We start from the raw sequence: 16,304 nt of genomic DNA, 5'->3' as shown, positions 1-16,304 counted from the left end.
GGGATCAAGGGGTTCTTCGACCTGCCGCCGCTGACCGGGCGGGCCGCGCCGATTTTCGCTCGGCCGTAACATCGGCTGTCATGGCGCAGCCGATCGTCGTCGAGCAGTCGAGAGCCATCCCGGTGTCTCCGCACGATGCCTACGGCCGGACGCTGCCGATGTCCCTGCCGACCTTGTTCCGCCGGTGGTACGGACCCATTCCGCCGATCAAGGACGTACGCGATCAGAGCGGGGATTGGCAGCAGGCAGGCGAAAGCCGCACCATCCTGCTGACCGGTGGCGGCGCCATGCGCGAAACCCTGACCGAGTTGGACCCGCCTCATTGCTTCCGCTATTCGATCACCGGCATCACCGGACCGTTGGCGCCGCTGATCGACCATGTCGAGGGCGCCTGGATCTTCACTCCCGCGGGCACTGGAACGAAGGTGACCTGGCGGTGGACGCTGCACCGGAAGTCGACGCTGACCGCACCCGCCCTGCATGTCTTCGCCCGGCTGTGGCGCGGCTACGCCCGGCAGTCGCTGGAGTCGCTGTCGGACTACCTGGTGGAATAGCTCATACGCCGGCGTTCCCCCCGCGCAGATAGACCGTCGTGGTGTGGGTGAAGAACTCCCGGGCCGCGTTGCCCTGCTCCTTGGGGCCCAACCCGCTCTTCTTGGCGCCACCGAACGGCACATGCGGATCGGCGCCCGCGGACTCGGAGTTGACGTGCAGCACCCCGACGTCGATGCTCTCCATGGCCTGCATCACCCGGGTCAGGTCCTGGGTGAAAACTGCTGCGCTCAACCCGAATTCGCTGTCATTAGCCAAAGCAAACGCCTCCTCGGTGTCCCGGGCGCGCCGCACCGCCAACACCGGGCCGAACAGTTCCTCGGCCCACACGTCGGCGGGTCCGTTCAGTTCGACGACGGTCGGCGCCACGAAGTAGCCCTCCGACAGCGGACCGTCGCTGTAGGCGCCACCGCCGGCCAGTACGGTCGCCCCCTGCGATTCGGCGGCGCCGATCCCGGCGGTGATGGACGACCGGGCCGACCCGGTGATGACCGGTCCCATCTGGGTGCGGTCGTCGGTCGGGTCTCCCACGACCAATGACTCGGCGCGCTGCACCAGGGCTGACATGAACCTATCGGCGACGCCGTCGGTGAGGACCAATCGCGAAGTGGCGGTGCACTTCTGGCCGGTGCTGCGGAATGCGCCCAGCATCACCTGCTCGAGCGCGGTCTCGAAATCGGCGTCGTCGAGCACCACCGCGGCATTCTTGCCGCCCATCTCGGCCTGTACCGGCACTCCGCGGGCGGCGGCCGCGGATGCGATCCGACGTCCCACTCCGGTACTGCCGGTGAAGGTGATCGCCGCGACGCCGTCGTGGCCCACGAGGGTGTCGCCGACTGCCGAGCCACCCACCAACAGGTTGAGCACCCCGGCAGGCAGGCCGGCGTCGGTCAGGGCCCGGGCCAGTCTCATCGCCAGCAGTGGAACCGCGCTGGCCGGTTTCCACACCACCGCGTTGCCGTACACCAGGGCCGGAGCGATCTTCCAGGCCGGGATGGCGATCGGGAAGTTGAACGGGGTGATCGCCGCCACCACGCCCACCGGTTTGCGGGTGACCAGGATCTGCTCACCGGTACGCGGGGAGGCGAAGATCTCCCCGGCGGCGCGGTCGCCCTCGGCGGAGTAGTAACGCAGGATCTGTGCCGCGCGGCGGACTTCGCCGACGCCTTCGAGGCGTGTCTTGCCCTCCTCCACCGCCAGTTCCAGACCCCAGTGCTCGGCGTTGAGGTCGACGATCGCGGCAGCGGCCGCCAGCACGGCGCCCCGGGCGTGGATCGAAGTGGCGGACCAGCCGGAATAGGCCTCGGTAGCCGCGTCGACGGCGTCGTCGATGTCGCTCGTGATAACCGAATTACCCTCGGCCACCACCTCATCGGGACGGGACGGGTTTGTGCTCTGTACCCGGTCACCCCGGCCTTCGCGCCACTGGCCGGCGACCAGGTGGGCGATGCGCGCCGTCATCTCAGCGGAACGCCGCGTGCCCGGTGAGCGCCTTGCCGATGGACAGCAGGTGCATTTCCGAGGTGCCCTCATAGGTGAGCACAGACTCGAGGTTGTTGGCATGCCGAAGCGGCGAGTACTCCAGTGTGATCCCGCTGCCGCCCAGCAGGGTCCGGCACTCGCGGGCGATCGCCAGGGCCTCGCGCACGTTGTTGAGCTTGCCCAGGCTCACCTGCTCGGGGCGCAGGCCTTCGGCGTCCTTGATCCGCCCGAGGTGGACGGCCAGCAGCACACCCTTGCCGAGTTCGAGGGTCATGTTCGCCAGCTTCTCCTGGCTGAGTTGGTAGCTGGACAGCGGCCGGTCGAAGACGTCGCGACTCTGGGTGTAAGCGATCGTGGTCTCCAGCGCATCGCTGGCGGCGCCAACGGCGCCGAAGACGATTCCGAAGCGCGCTTCGTTCAGGCACGACAGCGGGGCGCCGAGTCCCCGTGCCTCGGGAAGCTGCGCCGAGGCGGGCAGTCGCACGTTGTCGAGCACCAACTCCGAGGTGACCGACGCGCGTAGCGACAGTTTCTTGTGAATGACGTTGGCGCTGAAGCCGGGAGTGTCGGTGGGAACCAGGAATCCGCGGATCCCGTCGTCGGTCTGCGCCCACACGGTCGCGACGTCGGCGAGGTTGCCGTTGGTGATCCACATCTTGGTGCCGTTGATCACCCAGTCCGACCCGTCGCGGCGGGCCCGGGTCCTCATGCCGGCCGGATTGGAGCCGAAGTCGGCCTCGGTGAGCCCGAAGCACCCGATGGCCTCGCCGGCGGCCAGTCGGGGCAGCCACTGGAGCTTCTGCTCCTCGGAGCCGTAGCGGTAGATGGAGAACATCGACAGCGATCCCTGCACCGAGACGAAGCTGCGGAAGCCGCTGTCGCCGGCTTCCAGTTCCATGCATGCCAGCCCGTAGGACACCGCGTTGGTGCCTGCGCAGCCATAGCCCTCCAGATGCATGCCCATCACGCCGAGATCGCCGAATTCACGGGCCAATTCCCTGGGCAGGCTGCCGGATTCGAACCAGTCCGCGACATTGGGCCGCAGCCGGGTATCGACGAACCTGCGGACGGTGGCGGCGATGTCGCGCTCGTCCTCGTCAAGCAGTCGGTCGATGTCGAACAGCTCCAGCGGGCTGTACGTCGTCTTCTTGGGCGGCGGGGCGGTGATGGTCATGGCTGGTTCCTTTTAGCGCAGTTTACCGCGGGGTGACCTCCGGCCGGACGGGACTGATCACCGGGCCTCGTCGCGGTCGGCGTCGCCGAATCGGTCCAGCGCTCGCGCCGCCAGCTCCCGGCCCAGCTCGATGACCTCGGTGGCCCGGTGGAAATCCAGGCTGCGGCAGGCGGTGCGCGGCACCTCGATGAGGACGTCGGGGGGATAGGCCGCCATCTGATGCCGAGCCAGCGCCGCCTGGGCGATGTCGATGCTGCGCATCATCACCGCGAAGCTGCGCAGTTTCGGTGTCTGCGCCCCGCGGTCGGCCGGGTCTAACTCCTCGACGGCTACGGCCTCCTCGGCGGCCAGGTCGGCGATGTCGAACGGCGGCGTCCCGGTGCCGAAACGCTCCAGCAGGGCGGATGTGCTGCGCCACAGCCGGTTCAGGCGTTCCCTGGTCGGTGTGAGCTCCGTGCCGGCCTCGTCGGCCTCCATCCCCGACACGCTGACCGCGACGGTGAAGTCGGCGTTCGCCGCGGCGATCGGGGCGATCGGTAGCGGGTCGAGGATGCCGCCGTCGGCCAGGATCCGCCCGTCGAGCACATGCGGGGCGATCACCCCGGGGATCGCGATCGAGGCCCGGATTGCCTCGTCGAGCGGTCCGCGCTGCAGCCACACCGACCGGCCGGCGATGAGATCGGTGGTGACCGCGGTGTAGGGCATCGGCAGTTCCTCGATGGTCACCTCCCCGAGGATGTCGCGCACCGCGTCGAGGATCTTGCCCGCGCGGAACACCCCCGGGGCCGAGATCGACGGGTCGAGCAGTCGCAGCATCGCCGGGCCGGTCAGGGTGGTGGCCCAGTCGGTGAACTCGTTCAGCGACCCGGCGGCGAACAGCCCCCCGACCAGCGCGCCCATCGACGAACCGGCGATCCCGACCACCTCGTGGCCGCGGTCACGGAGTTCGTTGATGACTCCGATGTGGGCGTATCCGCGCGCACCGCCGCTGCCGAGCGCGAGGGCTACCCGTTTGGCCATGCCCCCATTGTCGTGGTCGGTCGCGGCGGCGTTTCGGTCGGCCTGATTCAAAGCCCTTGATTGCGGCCCGTCAGCAGCCGCCGTCGGCTGCGGCGCGCACCGCGACGATCACCGCGGACTGCTGGGCGGTGCTCAGCTCGGCCCAGGTCTTCCTGAACGTCGCCGGACCGGTGTCCGTGGAGGCCTGCACCTCCTTGAGATAGGGCTCCACGAGGTCGTGCGGGTTTCCGCCCTTGGCCGCCATCCAGTCCTTGGCGGTCACGCAGGCCTGCGCGTACTGCTCCTCGGTGGACTGCGCCGGCTCGTCGATCCGGGTCGTCACGCCCGCGGCGGAAATCCCCACCGGACCGTCGGCGGGCGCGGCCGCCGACGGTCCGGAGGCTGCCGACGGGGCGGCCGAAGGAGCCTTCTCGGCCGTGTCGCGCCCGGCCTGGGAGCAGCCGGCCAGTAGGAGCGCGACCGCAGCGACGGCGAACCGGGCGGAATCTCGTGAGCTCAGCATGGCAGTCAATCTATGCAACACTGGCGGCCGTGACGGACTATCCCCGGATTGCGGAGTGTTGTCGGGCCTGATCGCGCCCCCGACCATCCCTTCTTTTCCCGGAGTGTCCCCATGGTCTCGTCATTTCCGGCCGCTGCGCCGCCGTTGTTCTTGCCGGCTTCAGCCGGCCCGACCCGGCTGCGACTGCCCGACCTGCTCTACACCGCCGACCGGTACGCCGAGGAGGTGCTCGACGGCAGGTTCGACCGGCGCCTGCCCGCCGGAGGGTTTCCCCGCGAGCGCCGGTGGTTCACCCGGCTGCACGCCGACGACGAACTGGACGTCTGGTTGATCAGCTGGGCGGGCGGCCACACCACGGAGTTACACGACCACGGCGGGTCGCTGGGCGCCCTGACCGTGCTCACCGGGGTTCTGCACGAATATCGTTGGGCCGGTCAGGATTTGCGCCTGCGCCGGCTTGAGGCGGGTGATCAGGCGGCGTTCCCGCTGGGCTGGGTCCACGACGTCGGGGCCCCGGGCACCGAGGAGCCCTGCCTGAGTGTGCACGCCTATTCGCCACCGCTGACCGTGATGTCCTACTACGAGGTGACCGGTCGGCGGACGCTGCGGCGAAGCCGCACCGCGCTCACCGCCGGACCGGAGAGGATCTGATATGAGCCGAATCGAGCGGATGCTGGAGCAGGCCAGAGCCGGGCTGCGGCGTGTTCCCGCCGCCGACGTGCCGACCGCGTTGGCCCGCGGCGCTGTCCTGGTGGACATCCGGCCCGCCCCCCAGCGCGCGACCGAGGGAGAGTTGCCCGGCGCCCTGGTGATCGAACGCAATGTCTTGGAGTGGCGCTGCGACCCGACCAGCGATGCGCGTCTGCCCCAGGCCACCGGCGACGACGTCGAGTGGGTGCTGCTGTGCTCGCAGGGATACACCTCCAGCCTGGCCGCCGCGGCTCTGCAGCAGCTGGGCCTGTCCCGCGCCACCGATGTGATCGGCGGCTACCAGGCGCTGGTCCGCGCGGGGGTGCGGGCAGTGGCTACTGCGCGTAGTCCTGCGTGACCATTCCGCGCAGACGCTCGGTCTTCTCCGGTGTCCAGCCTGGCGGCTGCATCACCGCCGACCAGGCGTTGACGACGTCCTTGACGTAGCGGTGGCCGTGGCCGTCGGGAACGTTGACCGCCACCGCCATGTCGGCGGCGACCTGCAGGAAGGTGACCACCGGTATCCAGCGCATGTCTCCGGAGACGTCGTAGCCTCGGGGCTCGCGAAGCCAATCCGGTTCGGCGAAAAGCAGATCCGGGTTCCACCACGCGATCGGGTCGGAGGCGTGCTGCAGGTAGGCGATGCGCGGGCTGCCCCAGGGTTTCTCGGGGCGGCCCAGGTTCTCCGCGCGTGCGGCGAAGCGCACGTTGGCGCCGTCGTCGAAGATCGGCAGCCACTCCGGCGAGCCGGGGTCGCGGTTGAAGGTGATGTCGTCGCGCATGGTGTTGTTGAACGTCGGCCCGGAGAACAGCGCCCCGTCGGTGCGGGCGATGATGTTGTTGGGACTCAGGAACGGGGCCTCGCCGCCGAATGAGCCGAGGCTCTCGCCGAACACCACGATCTTGGGCCGCTGCGCCTCGGGCAGCGCGCGCACCTTCTCGTCGACAGCCTCGAACAGCGCCTGGCCGGCCTGGCGGGCGTTCTCCTTGTCCACCAGGAACGACAGCCAGCTCGGCAGGAACGAGTACTGCATGCTGACGATCGCGGTGTCGCCGTTGTACATGTACTCCAGCGTGTCCGCCTCGGCGGCGTTGATCCAGCCGGTGCCGGTGGTGGTGGCCACCGCGATCACCTTGCGCTTCAGCCCGCCGGCGCGCTCGAGCTCCCGGGCGGCCAGCTCGGCGGTGGCGCGAATCCCGTTGGCGGAGTGCAGGCCCGCGTAGGCGCGGATCGGCTCGGTGGCGGGGGTTTTGTTGAATTCGGTGAGCTGGGCGACGGTGGGCCCGCCGCGGATGAAGATCCGGCCCTGGTTGCCCATCGACGCCCAGGTGACCAGCGATCCGGGTCCGCCCGAGCGCAGCGCGGTGGTCGGCGCGGGGTGGTTCGGGTCCATCTCGTCGTTGACCGACGAGAACGTCTTGTTCAGCAGGCCCATCGCGCCGCGCACCACCACGCCGTTGAGAACGGCGATGGACAGCGCGAGCAGCACGCCCACCACGGCGACGAACGAAACCCTCGGCGGCGCAACGCGACCCAGCTGCCGGACCAGGAAGCGCACCAGCCGGCCGATCAGCTGTCCGATCTCGACGAACACGAACAGCAGCACCACGGCCAGCACCGCTGCCTGAATGTAGTTGTACCAGTGCAGCCTCGGCACGCCCATCAGGTCCCGGACGTGGTTCTGCCAGTAGTGGAAGTAGAACGTCCCGGCGGTCAGCGCCAGCGCTCCCAGCGCCAACAGCACCGCCCACGCTGAGCGCGGGGCGGGCGGACTGCTGGGACGGGACTGCATGAACCGCACCAGCCAGACCCCGAGAACGCCGAGGCCGTAGCCGATCGCGCCGGCGGCGCCGCTGACGATGCCCTGGAACATCGGGCCGCGGGGCAGCAGCGACGGGGTCATCGACAGCAGCAGGAACAGCAGGCCGACGGCGGTGCCGACGAAGGTGTACCGGCGCTGCCACCAGTCGCGTTCGGCTCTCAGGACTTTCGCGGCTTCCGGCACGGCCTCGGTGAGGGTCACGGGCTCAAACCCTAACGGTGGGTGAAGTTCGCCGCGCGCTTCTCGGTGAAGGCCGCCATGCCCTCGGTCTGGTCGTCGGTGGCGAACGCCGAGTGGAACAGCCTGCGCTCGTAGAGAAGTCCCTCGGCCAGGGAGGACTCGAAGGCCCGGTTGACCGCCTCCTTGGCCATCCGTGACGCCGACCGAGACATCTGCGAGATGGTGGTGGCCACCGCGTTGGCCTCGTCGAGGAGCTGATCGGCCGGCACCACCCGCGACACCAGGCCGCCGCGGTCGGCCTCGGCGGCGTCGATGGTGCGCCCGGTGAGGATCATGTCCATGGCCTTGGCCTTGCCGATCGCCCTGGTCAGCCGCTGCGAGCCGCCCATGCCGGGCAGCACGCCGAGCTTGATCTCCGGCTGGCCGAACTTCGCGGTGTCGGCGGCGATCAGCACGTCGCAGATCATCGCCAGCTCGCAGCCACCGCCCAGCGCGTAGCCTGCCACCGCCGCGATCAGCGGGGTGCGTACCCGGTTCAGCCGCTCCCACGGGCCGAACAGGTCGGCCTCGAACACCTCCGAGAACGTCATCGTCGACATCTCCTTGATGTCGGCACCGGCCGCGAAGGCCTTGGCCGAGCCGGTGATGACGATCGCGCCGATGCCGGGGTCGGCGTCGAAGGCCTCCGCCGCGACGGTCACCTCGGCCATCACCTGGGTGTTCAGCGCGTTGAGCGCCTGCGGGCGGTTGAGGGTGATGGTGCCGACCCGCTCCGAGCGACTCACCAGGATTGTTTCGTACACGTGGTTCTCCTTACTTGAAGGTGAGATCGGGGTCGGCCGGCTGGAAGTAGCGCTCTACATCCTCGTCGGTCACCTCATCCAGCGACGAGGGGGACCACCGCGGGTTTCGGTCCTTGTCCACCAACTGGGCGCGGATGCCCTCCACCAGGTCGTGTGACCGGAGCGAGGCACACGACACCCGGTACTCCTGCGCGAGGACCTCTTCGAGGCTGTCCAGCTTCGCAGCCCGGCGCACCGCGGCCAGGGTCACGGTGAGGGCGACCGGCGAGCGGGTGGCGATCAGGTTCGCGGCGTCGTCGGCCGCAGCCTCGTCGTGGCCGCGCAAAGCGGCGAGGATGTCGGACACGGTCCGGCCGGTGTAGCAGTCGTCGATCCAATCCTGCTGCGCGGCAAGCTGACTGGGTGGCGGGTCCTGGGCGTAGGCGGTCACCGCGGCCTCGGGCCCCTCGGCGACGACCATCGCGGTGAACAGTTCCAGTTCGGCGCTGGGGACGTAGTGATCGGCGAACCCCAGCGCGATGGCGTCGGCGCCGGAGAACGGCGCGCCGGTGAGGGCGGCATGCAGGCCGAGCCGCCCGGGAGTCCGCGACAGCAGATAGGTGCCGCCGACGTCGGGAATGAACCCGATGCCGACCTCGGGCATCGCGATCTTCGACGACTCGGTCACCACCCGGACGCTGCCGTGCGCGCTCACCCCGACCCCGCCGCCCATGACGATCCCGGTCATCAGCGCGACGTAGGGCTTGGGGTACCCGCCGATGAGGGCGTTGAGGCGGTACTCGTCGAACCAGAACCGCCGCGCCTCGGCGCCGCCGCCCTTCGCGCTGTGATAGATCGCCACCACGTCGCCGCCCGCGCACAGCCCGCGATCGCCGGCGCCGCCGACGACCACCGCGCGCACCCTGTCGTCGTCCGCCCAGGCCGACAGGGTCGCGTCCATGGCGGTGACCATCGTCTGGGTCAGGGAGTTGATGGCCTGGGGACGGTTGAGGGTCAGAAATCCCACCCCGTGCTCGACCCGAACCAGTATTTCGTCGGTGTCAGCGCTCACCGTCGGAGTTTTACCAGCACCGGGACCACTGGCGAATACTGGGATGGCGGGTATGGTGGATTTACGACGGCGGAATCCGGAAGGCGCCTGCGGGAACCGGTCGGGCTGGTCGTCCGTTGACGTTATGTTTCGTTCGTCTTACTGGGAGGAACTCGCGGTGCGGCAAAGCAGCAACCCGGTATTCCGCTCGTTGCCACAGCAACAGGGCGGGTACGCGCAATTCGGCACCGGCATCGCCGGTGCCCAACAGATGGTCCATCAGACTCAGCCCTATGCGGGTTATCCGCCGCAGACCGGCGTCTCGCGGCCGCTGACCATAGACGACGTCGTCACCAAGACCGGCATCACCCTCGGTGTGCTGTCCGTCGCCGCCGTCATCTCCTACTTCATGGTGTCGGCCAACCTGGCGCTGGCCATGCCGTTCACCCTGGTGGGCTCGCTCGGCGTTCTGGCCCTGGTGCTGATCGCGACGTTCGGGCGCAAGCAGGACAACCCGGCCATCGTGCTCAGCTACGCCGCACTCGAGGGCCTCTTCCTCGGTGCCATCTCGTTCCTGCTGGCCAACGTCACCGTCTCCGGCGCCAGCGCCGGGGCGATGATCGGCCAGGCCATCCTCGGCACCGTCGGTGTCTTCTTCGGCATGCTCGTGGTCTACAAGACCGGAGCCATCAGGGTGACTCCGAAGTTCAGCCGCATGCTGGTGGCGGCCCTGATCGGCGCACTGGTCATGATGCTGGGCAATCTCGTCATCGGGCTGTTCTCGCACGGCGCCGGCCCGCTGCGCGACGGCGGTCCGATCGCGATCGGCTTCTCGCTGCTCATGATCGCCATCGCAGCCTTCAGCTTCTTGATGGACTTCGACTCCGCCGACCAGATGATCCGGGCCGGAGCGCCGGAGAAGGCCGCCTGGGGCATCGCCCTCGGTCTGACCGTCACCCTGGTCTGGCTGTACCTGGAGATCCTGCGGCTGCTGAGCTACTTCCAGGACCGCTAGCACGCACCACCGAGAAAGCCCCGCTGCGGCGGGGCTTTTTCGTTCCCGCCCAAAGTGCGCACAGATCGACACTTGTCCCCAAATCGGCGCAAACGGCGATCTGGGCGCACTCTCGGCGACGCCCGGCCGTCGAGAGTGGCGGCCGTGGAAGTTCCGTTCATCGGCGCCGAGGCGCTCAGCGCGGGTTCGGTTCACAAATACGCGTTGCTCACACGCTTCCGTCCGATATACCCCGGCGTCTATCTGCCGCGGGAGTTCACACCGACTTTCCGCCAGCGGGCCGAAGGAGCGTGGCTGTGGTCGCATCGAGGCGGGGTGCTGGCGGGGCTCACGGCCGCACGCCTCTACGGCGCTAAGTGGATCGACGACGAAGCGCCGGTCGAGCTCATCTGGTCGAACGCGCGGCCGCCATCCGGATTGCGGGTCTTCAAGGAGCGGCTCACCGATGGTGAGCGCGGTCTGTGGGCGGGCCTCCCCGTTACGACCGTGCCGCGCACCGCGTACGACATCGGCCGCCGCGGCCGACTCTGCGACGCGGTCGCACGTCTTGACGCGCTGGGCAACGCCGCGGCGTTCAGTGTCGAATCGGTTGCGCAGCTGGCTGATGCGCATCGCGGTGCCCGCGGCGTCCGGCAGTTGCGTGCTGCGCTCACGCTGTACGACGCCGGCGCCCAGTCGCCGCAGGAGACGTGGTTGCGTCTGCTTGTCGTCGATGCCGGATTCCCAAAGCCGCGAACCCAGATCCCGGTTTCGGTCGGCGGCCGCGTCAAGTACTACCTCGACATGGGCTGGGACGACCCCAAGGTCGTCATCGAATACGACGGTGACCACCATCGAACCGACCGCCGCCAGTTCAATCGTGACATCGTCCGGCTCGAGGAACTCGCCGATCTGGGCTGGATCGTCGTCCGGATCGCGGCGGGAACCGCGCGCCGCGACATCGTCGCGAGGCTGCAACGGGCGAGAGACACCGCGTCGAAAGTGCGCTGAGATCGAGTATCAGGCCCTATCCGGCGAAATCGTCGATCTACGCGCACTTTCGGCGGCTATCAGGAGAGCCGCTCGACGATCATCGCCATGCCCTGGCCGCCGCCGACGCACATGGTCTCCACCCCGAACGTCTTGTCATGGGTCGCCAGGTTGTTCAGCAGGGTCGCGGTGATGCGGGCTCCGGTCATGCCGAACGGGTGGCCCAGCGCGATCGCCCCGCCGGAGACGTTGAGCTTGTCCTCGTCGATGCCCAGTTCGCGGGCCGACCCCAGCACCTGCACGGCGAAGGCCTCGTTGATCTCGAACAGGTCGATGTCGGAGATCGACATCCCGGCGTAGCCGAGCGCCTTGCGCACCGCCTCGATCGGACCCAGCCCCATGATCTCCGGCGACAGCCCGGACACCCCGGTGGCGACGATCCGCGCCAGCGGCTTCAGCCCCAGGTCCCTGGCCTTCGCATCCGACATGACGATCACCGCGGCGGCCCCGTCGTTGAGCGGGCAGGCGTTGCCGGCGGTGACGGTCCCGTCCGGGCGGAAGACGGGCTGCAACCCGCTGATCTTCTCGTAGGTGGTGCCCGCGCGCGGCCCGTCGTCGGTGGAGACGACGGTTCCGTCGGGCAGCGTGACCGGCGAGATCTCGTTGGCGAAGAAGCCGTTCTTGATGGCCTGCTCGGCGCGGTTCTGGCTGAGCACGCCCCAGCGGTCCTGGTCCTCGCGGCTGATACCGGTGTAGAGCGCCACGTTCTCCGCGGTCTGGCCCATCGCGATGTAGACGTCGGGAAGTTGGCCGTCCTCGCGGGGGTCATGCCAGGAGCCGGCGCCCTCAGCAGCCGCCGCGGTGCGGGCCTGGGCTTCGGCGAAGATCGGGTTGCGGGTGTCCGGCCAGGAGTCGGAGCTGCCGCGCGGGAACCGGGACACCGTCTCCACGCCGGCGGAGATGAACGCATCGCCCTCGCCGGCCTTGATCGCGTGGAACGCCATCCGCGTGGTCTGCAGTGACGACGAGCAGTACCGGTTGACGGTCACACCCGGCAGGAAGTCGTAGCCCAGTTCGACGGCGACCACCCGGGCGATGTTGTAGCCGGCTTCGCCGCCGGGCTGGCCGCAGCCCAGCATCAGGTCGACGATGTCGTGCGGGTCCAGCGCGGGCACCTTGTCCAGGGCGGCGCGCACCATCTGCGCGGTCAGGTCGTCGGGGCGCATGTCGACCAGGGAGCCCTTCATGGCGCGGCCGATCGGGGAGCGTGCGGTCGAGACGATGACGGCTTCGGGCATGGCGGTCTCCTGGTTTCGTGCGGGGCTGAACCTCCACCGAACCTAGTCCGCGGGTGACACCGCCGCCGCCGGAACCCCCCGCCCCAGCCGCCTGGTCAGCCGGGCGAGCCGGGTGTCCGGGGCCGCCGGCGGCCACGGTTCGCAGTCCGGCTCGGAATGGCCGAGCGCCCGGCACAACGCCGGCAGCAGCTGCGCGGCCGCCAGCGCGTACCCCGCGGCCGACGGGTGGTAGTTGTCCTCGGCGAACATCCGCTCGGGTTCGGTGAGGAAATGCGGCGCCAGCAGATCGGCGAAGGGCACCGGCACGCCGCCGGCGGCGCGGGTCTCGGCGGCCTGCGCGCGGGCCAGCCGCAGGCCCAGCGAACGCGCCGTCCAGCGCAGCGGCTGGGGGATCGCGGTGATCACCCCGAGGTCCGGGCAGGTCCCGACGACGACGGCGGCGCCGCAGGCCCGCAGCCGACGCACCGCGGCGCCGAGCCGCCGGGCGGACGGGCCGATGCCGTTGAGCACGGTCACGTCGTTGGCGCCGATCATGATCACCGCGGCGTCCGGCGGCGGCCCGGTGACGAGCATGGCGTCGATCTGGCTGACCAGGCCCTTGGAGGTCGTTCCGACGATCGCCTTGGTGGACAGCCGGACCGGCCGACCGGACTGTTCGGCCAGACCGCGGGCCAGCAGCACGCCGGGAACCTCGTCGGCGTCGGCGCAGCCGTAGCCGGTGGCCGTGGAGTCGCCGAAGATCATCAGGTGCGTGTCCACGGCCCGGCCGCGCTCCCACCGGCATACCGGGCCGCCGCCGGGGTGGTAGACGCCGTCGGCGCGGGGCGGGATGTCCCAGGACTTGGGAATGATGCTGCGGGCCTGCTCGGCCTGGCCGGTCAGCAGGTTGCGGGCGCCGACCACCGCGCCGCCGGTGGAGGCCAGAACCCCGGCGACGGCCAACGTCTTGGTGGACCCGAGCCACATGCCCACGCGGTCAGTGTGCGGCCCGGACAGGGGTCCGCGGGTCACGGACCGGTATCAGGTGGGGCACCAAATCGGACCATCTGCTTGTGGCCTGAGTCACAGCAGGTCTAGCTTTACCGCATGGGGCCGGAGCAGACCGGCCCCTCGGCACGCACTACAACGGTGTAGGGAGTGACGATGACGGCACCTAGCAAGGTCGTTGGGCCGGCCGCCCGCAGGGCTCCGCGCCGGTACTCGGTGAGCGACCGTCCGCCGGTCGAGATCATCGAGGACGACCCGAGCCTGCCCGCCCGCCTGGTCTCGCTGGGCACCCGGTTGACCATGTGGCCGGCGCTGGCCGTCCTCAGCCACATCCCGCACCTGCCGTGGCCGTTCGGGTTGGTCGACTTCGCCGCCCGAGCCCTGCTGCCCTCGCCGGGTACGGTGCGCGCCACCGTCGGTCTGCCCAACGCCTCCGCGCAACTGGTTCGCGCGCCCGGCGTGCTGCCGGCCGACGGACGCCGCCGCGTCGTGCTGTACCTGCACGGCGGCGGATTCATGACCTGCGGGGTGAACTCGCACAGCCGGATCTCGGTCGCGCTGTCGAAGTTCGCCGACTCCCCGGTCCTGGTCGTCGACTACCGGCTGATCCCCAAGCACACCATCGGCATGGCCATCGACGACTGTCACGACGGCTACCGGTGGCTGCGCCAGCGCGGCTACGAACCCGACCAGATCGTGATCGCCGGCGACTCGGCCGGCGGATATCTGGCCCTGGCCCTGGCCCAGCGCCTGCAGGCCGAGGGGGAGACACCGGCCGCCCTGGTCGCCATCTCCCCGCTGCTGCAACTGGAGAAGGATCCCAAGCTCGCGCATCCCAACGCCCGCACCGACTCGATGTTCCCGCCCAAGGCCTTCGACGCGCTGGTGGCGCTGGTTGCCAGGGCTGCGGCCAAGAACGTCGTCGACGGGGTTCCCGAGGACGTCTACGAGCCGCTCGACCACATCGAGCCCGGGCTGCCGCAGACATTGATCCACGTCTCGGGCTCGGAGGTGCTGCTGCACGACGCCAGGCTGGCCGCCCGGCGGCTGGCCGCGGCCGGCGTGCCCACCGAGGTGCGGGTGTGGCCGGGGCAGATCCACGACTTCCAGCTGGCCGCGCCGCTGGTTCCGGAGGCCACCCGGTCACTGCGCCAGATCGGCGAATACATCCGAGATGCCACGGGCTGAAGCGCCCGCCGAAGGACTCTGCGACGATAGGGGCATGCGAATCGCAGCCCATGTCAGCGAATTGATCGGCAACACCCCGCTGGTCCGGCTGAATTCCGTTGTGCCCGAAGGGGCCGGGGTGGTGGCCGCCAAGGTCGAATACCTCAATCCCGGCGGCAGCTCCAAGGACCGCATCGCGATCAAGATGATCGACGCGGCCGAGGCCGGCGGGGAGCTTCGCCCCGGCGGCACCATCGTCGAGCCGACGTCGGGCAACACCGGCGTCGGACTCGCGCTGGTCGCCCAACGCCGCGGGTACAAGTGCGTGTTCGTCTGTCCCGACAAGGTCAGTGAGGACAAGCAGAACGTGTTGCGCGCCTACGGCGCCGAAGTCGTGGTGTGCCCGACGGCCGTCCCGCCGGAGCACCCGGACAGCTACTACAGCGTGTCGGACCGTCTGGTCCGCGAGATCGACGGCGCCTGGAAGCCCGACCAGTACTCCAACCCCAACGGCCCGGCCAGCCACTACGAGACCACCGGACCGGAGATATGGGCCGACACCGACGGCAGGATCACGCACTTCGTCGCCGGCGTCGGCACCGGCGGCACCATCACCGGCGCGGGGCGCTACCTCAAGGAGGTCTCCGGCGGCGCGGTGCAGGTGATCGGCGCCGACCCGGAGGGCTCGGTCTACTCCGGCGGCACGGGCCGGCCGTATCTGGTGGAGGGCGTCGGGGAGGACTTCTGGCCGACGGCCTATGACCCGGCGGTCCCGGACCGGATCATCGCCGTCTCCGACGCCGACTCCTTCGACATGACCCGCCGCCTGGCCCGCGAGGAGGGGCTGCTGGTCGGAGGATCGTGCGGGATGGCGGCGGTCGCCGCGCTGCGCGTCGCCGAGGAGGCGGGCCCCGAGGCACTGGTGGTGGTGCTGCTGCCCGACGGCGGCCGGGGCTACATGTCGAAGATCTTCAACGACGCCTGGATGTCGTCCTACGGTTTCCTGCGCCGCCCCCTGGACGAGTCGCTCCCCGAGCCGACGGTCGGCGACGTGCTGCGTGGCAAGTCCGGGGCGCTGCCGGCGCTGGTGCACACCCACCCGTCCGAGACGGTGCGCGACGCCATCGGCATCCTGCGGGAGTACGGGGTCTCCCAGATGCCGGTCGTCGGCGCCGAGCCGCCGGTGATGGCCGGGGAGGTGGCCGGCAGCGTCTCCGAACGCGAGTTGCTCTCCGCGGTGTTCGAAGGCCGGGCCAAACTGGCCGACGCGGTCTCGCAGCACATGAGCCCGCCGCTGCCGCTGATCGGGGCCGGTGAACAGCTGGAAGCCGCGGCCAAGATGCTGCGCGACGCCGACGCGGTCATGGTCGTCGACGACGGCAAGCCGGCCGGCGTGATCACCCGTCACGACCTGCTCGGGTTTCTCTCCGAAGGGCCCCGGCGGCGCTGACGCGGTAGGGTTTCCCCGATCCGCGACCTTGGCGGTTCTGTGAACTTCAGGAACCTTGGCGGTTCTGTGACCTGTAGGAGAAGCCGTGACCGTCCCGCCCGTGCCGCCGCCGGGGGACTACCCGCCCCCGCCGCCGGGAGGCTACCCGCCGCCGCCAGGCGG

At 69.7% G+C, this 16,304-nt stretch carries 16 protein-coding genes; 7 read left to right on the top strand and 9 right to left on the bottom strand.

Features of this window, described 5'->3' with window-relative positions; translation table 11 throughout:
* The first annotated feature begins 80 nt into the window (after nucleotides 1-80).
* Entirely contained in the window at nucleotides 81-554 is a 474-nt protein-coding gene (locus ACKOQ4_RS11070; RefSeq protein ID WP_526291747.1) for an SRPBCC family protein, read from the top strand.
* A gap of 1 nt (nucleotide 555) precedes the next feature.
* Here the strand turns inward: ACKOQ4_RS11070 and ACKOQ4_RS11065 are convergent, their stop codons facing one another.
* The 4 genes from ACKOQ4_RS11065 to lpqV form a co-directional block, all read right to left on the bottom strand.
* The gene (locus ACKOQ4_RS11065) at nucleotides 556-2,013 is read right to left on the bottom strand and encodes an aldehyde dehydrogenase family protein (protein ID WP_526291745.1); all 1,458 of its coding nucleotides are present in this window, start codon (nucleotides 2,011-2,013) and stop codon (nucleotides 556-558) included.
* Nucleotide 2,014: 1 nt separating this feature from the next.
* Nucleotides 2,015-3,208, bottom strand: coding sequence for an acyl-CoA dehydrogenase family protein (locus tag ACKOQ4_RS11060; RefSeq protein WP_526291743.1), 1,194 nt, complete (start codon nucleotides 3,206-3,208; stop codon nucleotides 2,015-2,017).
* A 57-nt stretch (nucleotides 3,209-3,265) separates the two neighbouring features.
* A complete protein-coding gene (locus tag ACKOQ4_RS11055) occupies nucleotides 3,266-4,228 on the bottom strand; it encodes a patatin-like phospholipase family protein (protein WP_526291741.1) in 963 nt (320 codons plus the stop codon).
* A 70-nt stretch (nucleotides 4,229-4,298) separates the two neighbouring features.
* Nucleotides 4,299-4,730 (bottom strand): lipoprotein LpqV, encoded by a 432-nt coding sequence (lpqV, locus tag ACKOQ4_RS11050; RefSeq protein ID WP_526291739.1) that lies wholly within the window; start codon nucleotides 4,728-4,730, stop codon nucleotides 4,299-4,301.
* A 111-nt stretch (nucleotides 4,731-4,841) separates the two neighbouring features.
* Between lpqV and ACKOQ4_RS11045 the strand changes: the two genes are divergently transcribed.
* Together ACKOQ4_RS11045 and ACKOQ4_RS11040 are read left to right on the top strand one after the other, a co-directional pair.
* Complete coding sequence (locus ACKOQ4_RS11045; protein WP_526291737.1) at nucleotides 4,842-5,381, top strand: cysteine dioxygenase; 540 nt, start codon at nucleotides 4,842-4,844, stop codon at nucleotides 5,379-5,381.
* A 1-nt stretch (nucleotide 5,382) separates the two neighbouring features.
* Nucleotides 5,383-5,778 (top strand): rhodanese-like domain-containing protein, encoded by a 396-nt coding sequence (locus ACKOQ4_RS11040; RefSeq protein ID WP_526291735.1) that lies wholly within the window; start codon nucleotides 5,383-5,385, stop codon nucleotides 5,776-5,778.
* On the opposite strand, the gene ACKOQ4_RS11035 is transcribed toward ACKOQ4_RS11040, so the two are convergent.
* From ACKOQ4_RS11035 to ACKOQ4_RS11025, 3 genes are read right to left on the bottom strand one after another with little or no spacing between them, the layout of a single operon-like run.
* Nucleotides 5,756-7,444 (bottom strand): alpha/beta hydrolase, encoded by a 1,689-nt coding sequence (locus tag ACKOQ4_RS11035; protein ID WP_526291733.1) that lies wholly within the window; start codon nucleotides 7,442-7,444, stop codon nucleotides 5,756-5,758. The two genes, ACKOQ4_RS11040 and ACKOQ4_RS11035, sit on opposite strands and share 23 nt — an antisense overlap.
* An 11-nt stretch (nucleotides 7,445-7,455) precedes the next feature.
* Nucleotides 7,456-8,226 carry an enoyl-CoA hydratase gene (locus tag ACKOQ4_RS11030; RefSeq protein ID WP_526291731.1) on the bottom strand — a complete coding sequence of 257 codons (771 nt, stop codon included), beginning with the start codon at nucleotides 8,224-8,226 and terminating at the stop codon, nucleotides 7,456-7,458.
* A 10-nt stretch (nucleotides 8,227-8,236) separates the two neighbouring features.
* A complete protein-coding gene (locus ACKOQ4_RS11025; protein WP_526291729.1) occupies nucleotides 8,237-9,277 on the bottom strand; it encodes a 3-hydroxyisobutyryl-CoA hydrolase in 1,041 nt (346 codons plus the stop codon).
* A gap of 157 nt (nucleotides 9,278-9,434) precedes the next feature.
* Between ACKOQ4_RS11025 and ACKOQ4_RS11020 the strand changes: the two genes are divergently transcribed.
* The gene (locus tag ACKOQ4_RS11020) at nucleotides 9,435-10,271 is read left to right on the top strand and encodes a Bax inhibitor-1/YccA family protein (RefSeq protein ID WP_526291751.1); all 837 of its coding nucleotides are present in this window, start codon (nucleotides 9,435-9,437) and stop codon (nucleotides 10,269-10,271) included.
* Between the two features lie 135 nt (nucleotides 10,272-10,406).
* Nucleotides 10,407-11,261 carry an endonuclease domain-containing protein gene (locus ACKOQ4_RS11015; protein ID WP_526291727.1) on the top strand — a complete coding sequence of 285 codons (855 nt, stop codon included), beginning with the start codon at nucleotides 10,407-10,409 and terminating at the stop codon, nucleotides 11,259-11,261.
* Between the two features lie 59 nt (nucleotides 11,262-11,320).
* Here the strand turns inward: ACKOQ4_RS11015 and ACKOQ4_RS11010 are convergent, their stop codons facing one another.
* Both ACKOQ4_RS11010 and ACKOQ4_RS11005 read right to left on the bottom strand, forming a co-directional pair.
* Nucleotides 11,321-12,538 carry an acetyl-CoA C-acetyltransferase gene (locus ACKOQ4_RS11010; RefSeq protein WP_526291725.1) on the bottom strand — a complete coding sequence of 406 codons (1,218 nt, stop codon included), beginning with the start codon at nucleotides 12,536-12,538 and terminating at the stop codon, nucleotides 11,321-11,323.
* Nucleotides 12,539-12,580: 42 nt separating this feature from the next.
* Nucleotides 12,581-13,504 (bottom strand): SGNH/GDSL hydrolase family protein, encoded by a 924-nt coding sequence (locus ACKOQ4_RS11005; protein WP_526291749.1) that lies wholly within the window; start codon nucleotides 13,502-13,504, stop codon nucleotides 12,581-12,583.
* Nucleotides 13,505-13,681: 177 nt separating this feature from the next.
* Between ACKOQ4_RS11005 and ACKOQ4_RS11000 the strand changes: the two genes are divergently transcribed.
* Both ACKOQ4_RS11000 and ACKOQ4_RS10995 read left to right on the top strand, forming a co-directional pair.
* Complete coding sequence (locus tag ACKOQ4_RS11000; protein WP_526291723.1) at nucleotides 13,682-14,713, top strand: alpha/beta hydrolase; 1,032 nt, start codon at nucleotides 13,682-13,684, stop codon at nucleotides 14,711-14,713.
* A gap of 34 nt (nucleotides 14,714-14,747) precedes the next feature.
* Nucleotides 14,748-16,142, top strand: coding sequence for a cystathionine beta-synthase (locus ACKOQ4_RS10995; RefSeq protein ID WP_526291721.1), 1,395 nt, complete (start codon nucleotides 14,748-14,750; stop codon nucleotides 16,140-16,142).
* The last annotated feature ends 162 nt before the right edge of the window (nucleotides 16,143-16,304 follow it).

Source organism: Mycobacterium sp., assembly GCF_046095365.1.
Classification (GTDB): Bacteria; Actinomycetota; Actinomycetes; order Mycobacteriales; family Mycobacteriaceae; genus Mycobacterium.
Note: the sequence above shows the minus strand (reverse complement) of the source record. Positions and strands in the feature narration are given on the sequence as shown.

Excerpts from the sequence above, each read along its gene's own strand:
- ACKOQ4_RS11070 (WP_526291747.1), top strand. The coding sequence starts at position 81 with ATGGCGCAGCCGATCGTCGTCGAGCAGTCGAGAGCCATCCCGGTGTCT.
- ACKOQ4_RS11065 (WP_526291745.1), bottom strand. The coding sequence starts at position 2,013 with ATGACGGCGCGCATCGCCCACCTGGTCGCCGGCCAGTGGCGCGAAGGC.
- ACKOQ4_RS11060 (WP_526291743.1), bottom strand. The coding sequence starts at position 3,208 with ATGACCATCACCGCCCCGCCGCCCAAGAAGACGACGTACAGCCCGCTG.
- ACKOQ4_RS11055 (WP_526291741.1), bottom strand. The coding sequence starts at position 4,228 with ATGGCCAAACGGGTAGCCCTCGCGCTCGGCAGCGGCGGTGCGCGCGGA.
- lpqV (WP_526291739.1), bottom strand. The coding sequence starts at position 4,730 with ATGCTGAGCTCACGAGATTCCGCCCGGTTCGCCGTCGCTGCGGTCGCG.
- ACKOQ4_RS11045 (WP_526291737.1), top strand. The coding sequence starts at position 4,842 with ATGGTCTCGTCATTTCCGGCCGCTGCGCCGCCGTTGTTCTTGCCGGCT.
- ACKOQ4_RS11040 (WP_526291735.1), top strand. The coding sequence starts at position 5,383 with ATGAGCCGAATCGAGCGGATGCTGGAGCAGGCCAGAGCCGGGCTGCGG.
- ACKOQ4_RS11010 (WP_526291725.1), bottom strand. The coding sequence starts at position 12,538 with ATGCCCGAAGCCGTCATCGTCTCGACCGCACGCTCCCCGATCGGCCGC.
- ACKOQ4_RS11005 (WP_526291749.1), bottom strand. The coding sequence starts at position 13,504 with ATGTGGCTCGGGTCCACCAAGACGTTGGCCGTCGCCGGGGTTCTGGCC.
- ACKOQ4_RS11000 (WP_526291723.1), top strand. The coding sequence starts at position 13,682 with ATGACGGCACCTAGCAAGGTCGTTGGGCCGGCCGCCCGCAGGGCTCCG.
- ACKOQ4_RS10995 (WP_526291721.1), top strand. The coding sequence starts at position 14,748 with ATGCGAATCGCAGCCCATGTCAGCGAATTGATCGGCAACACCCCGCTG.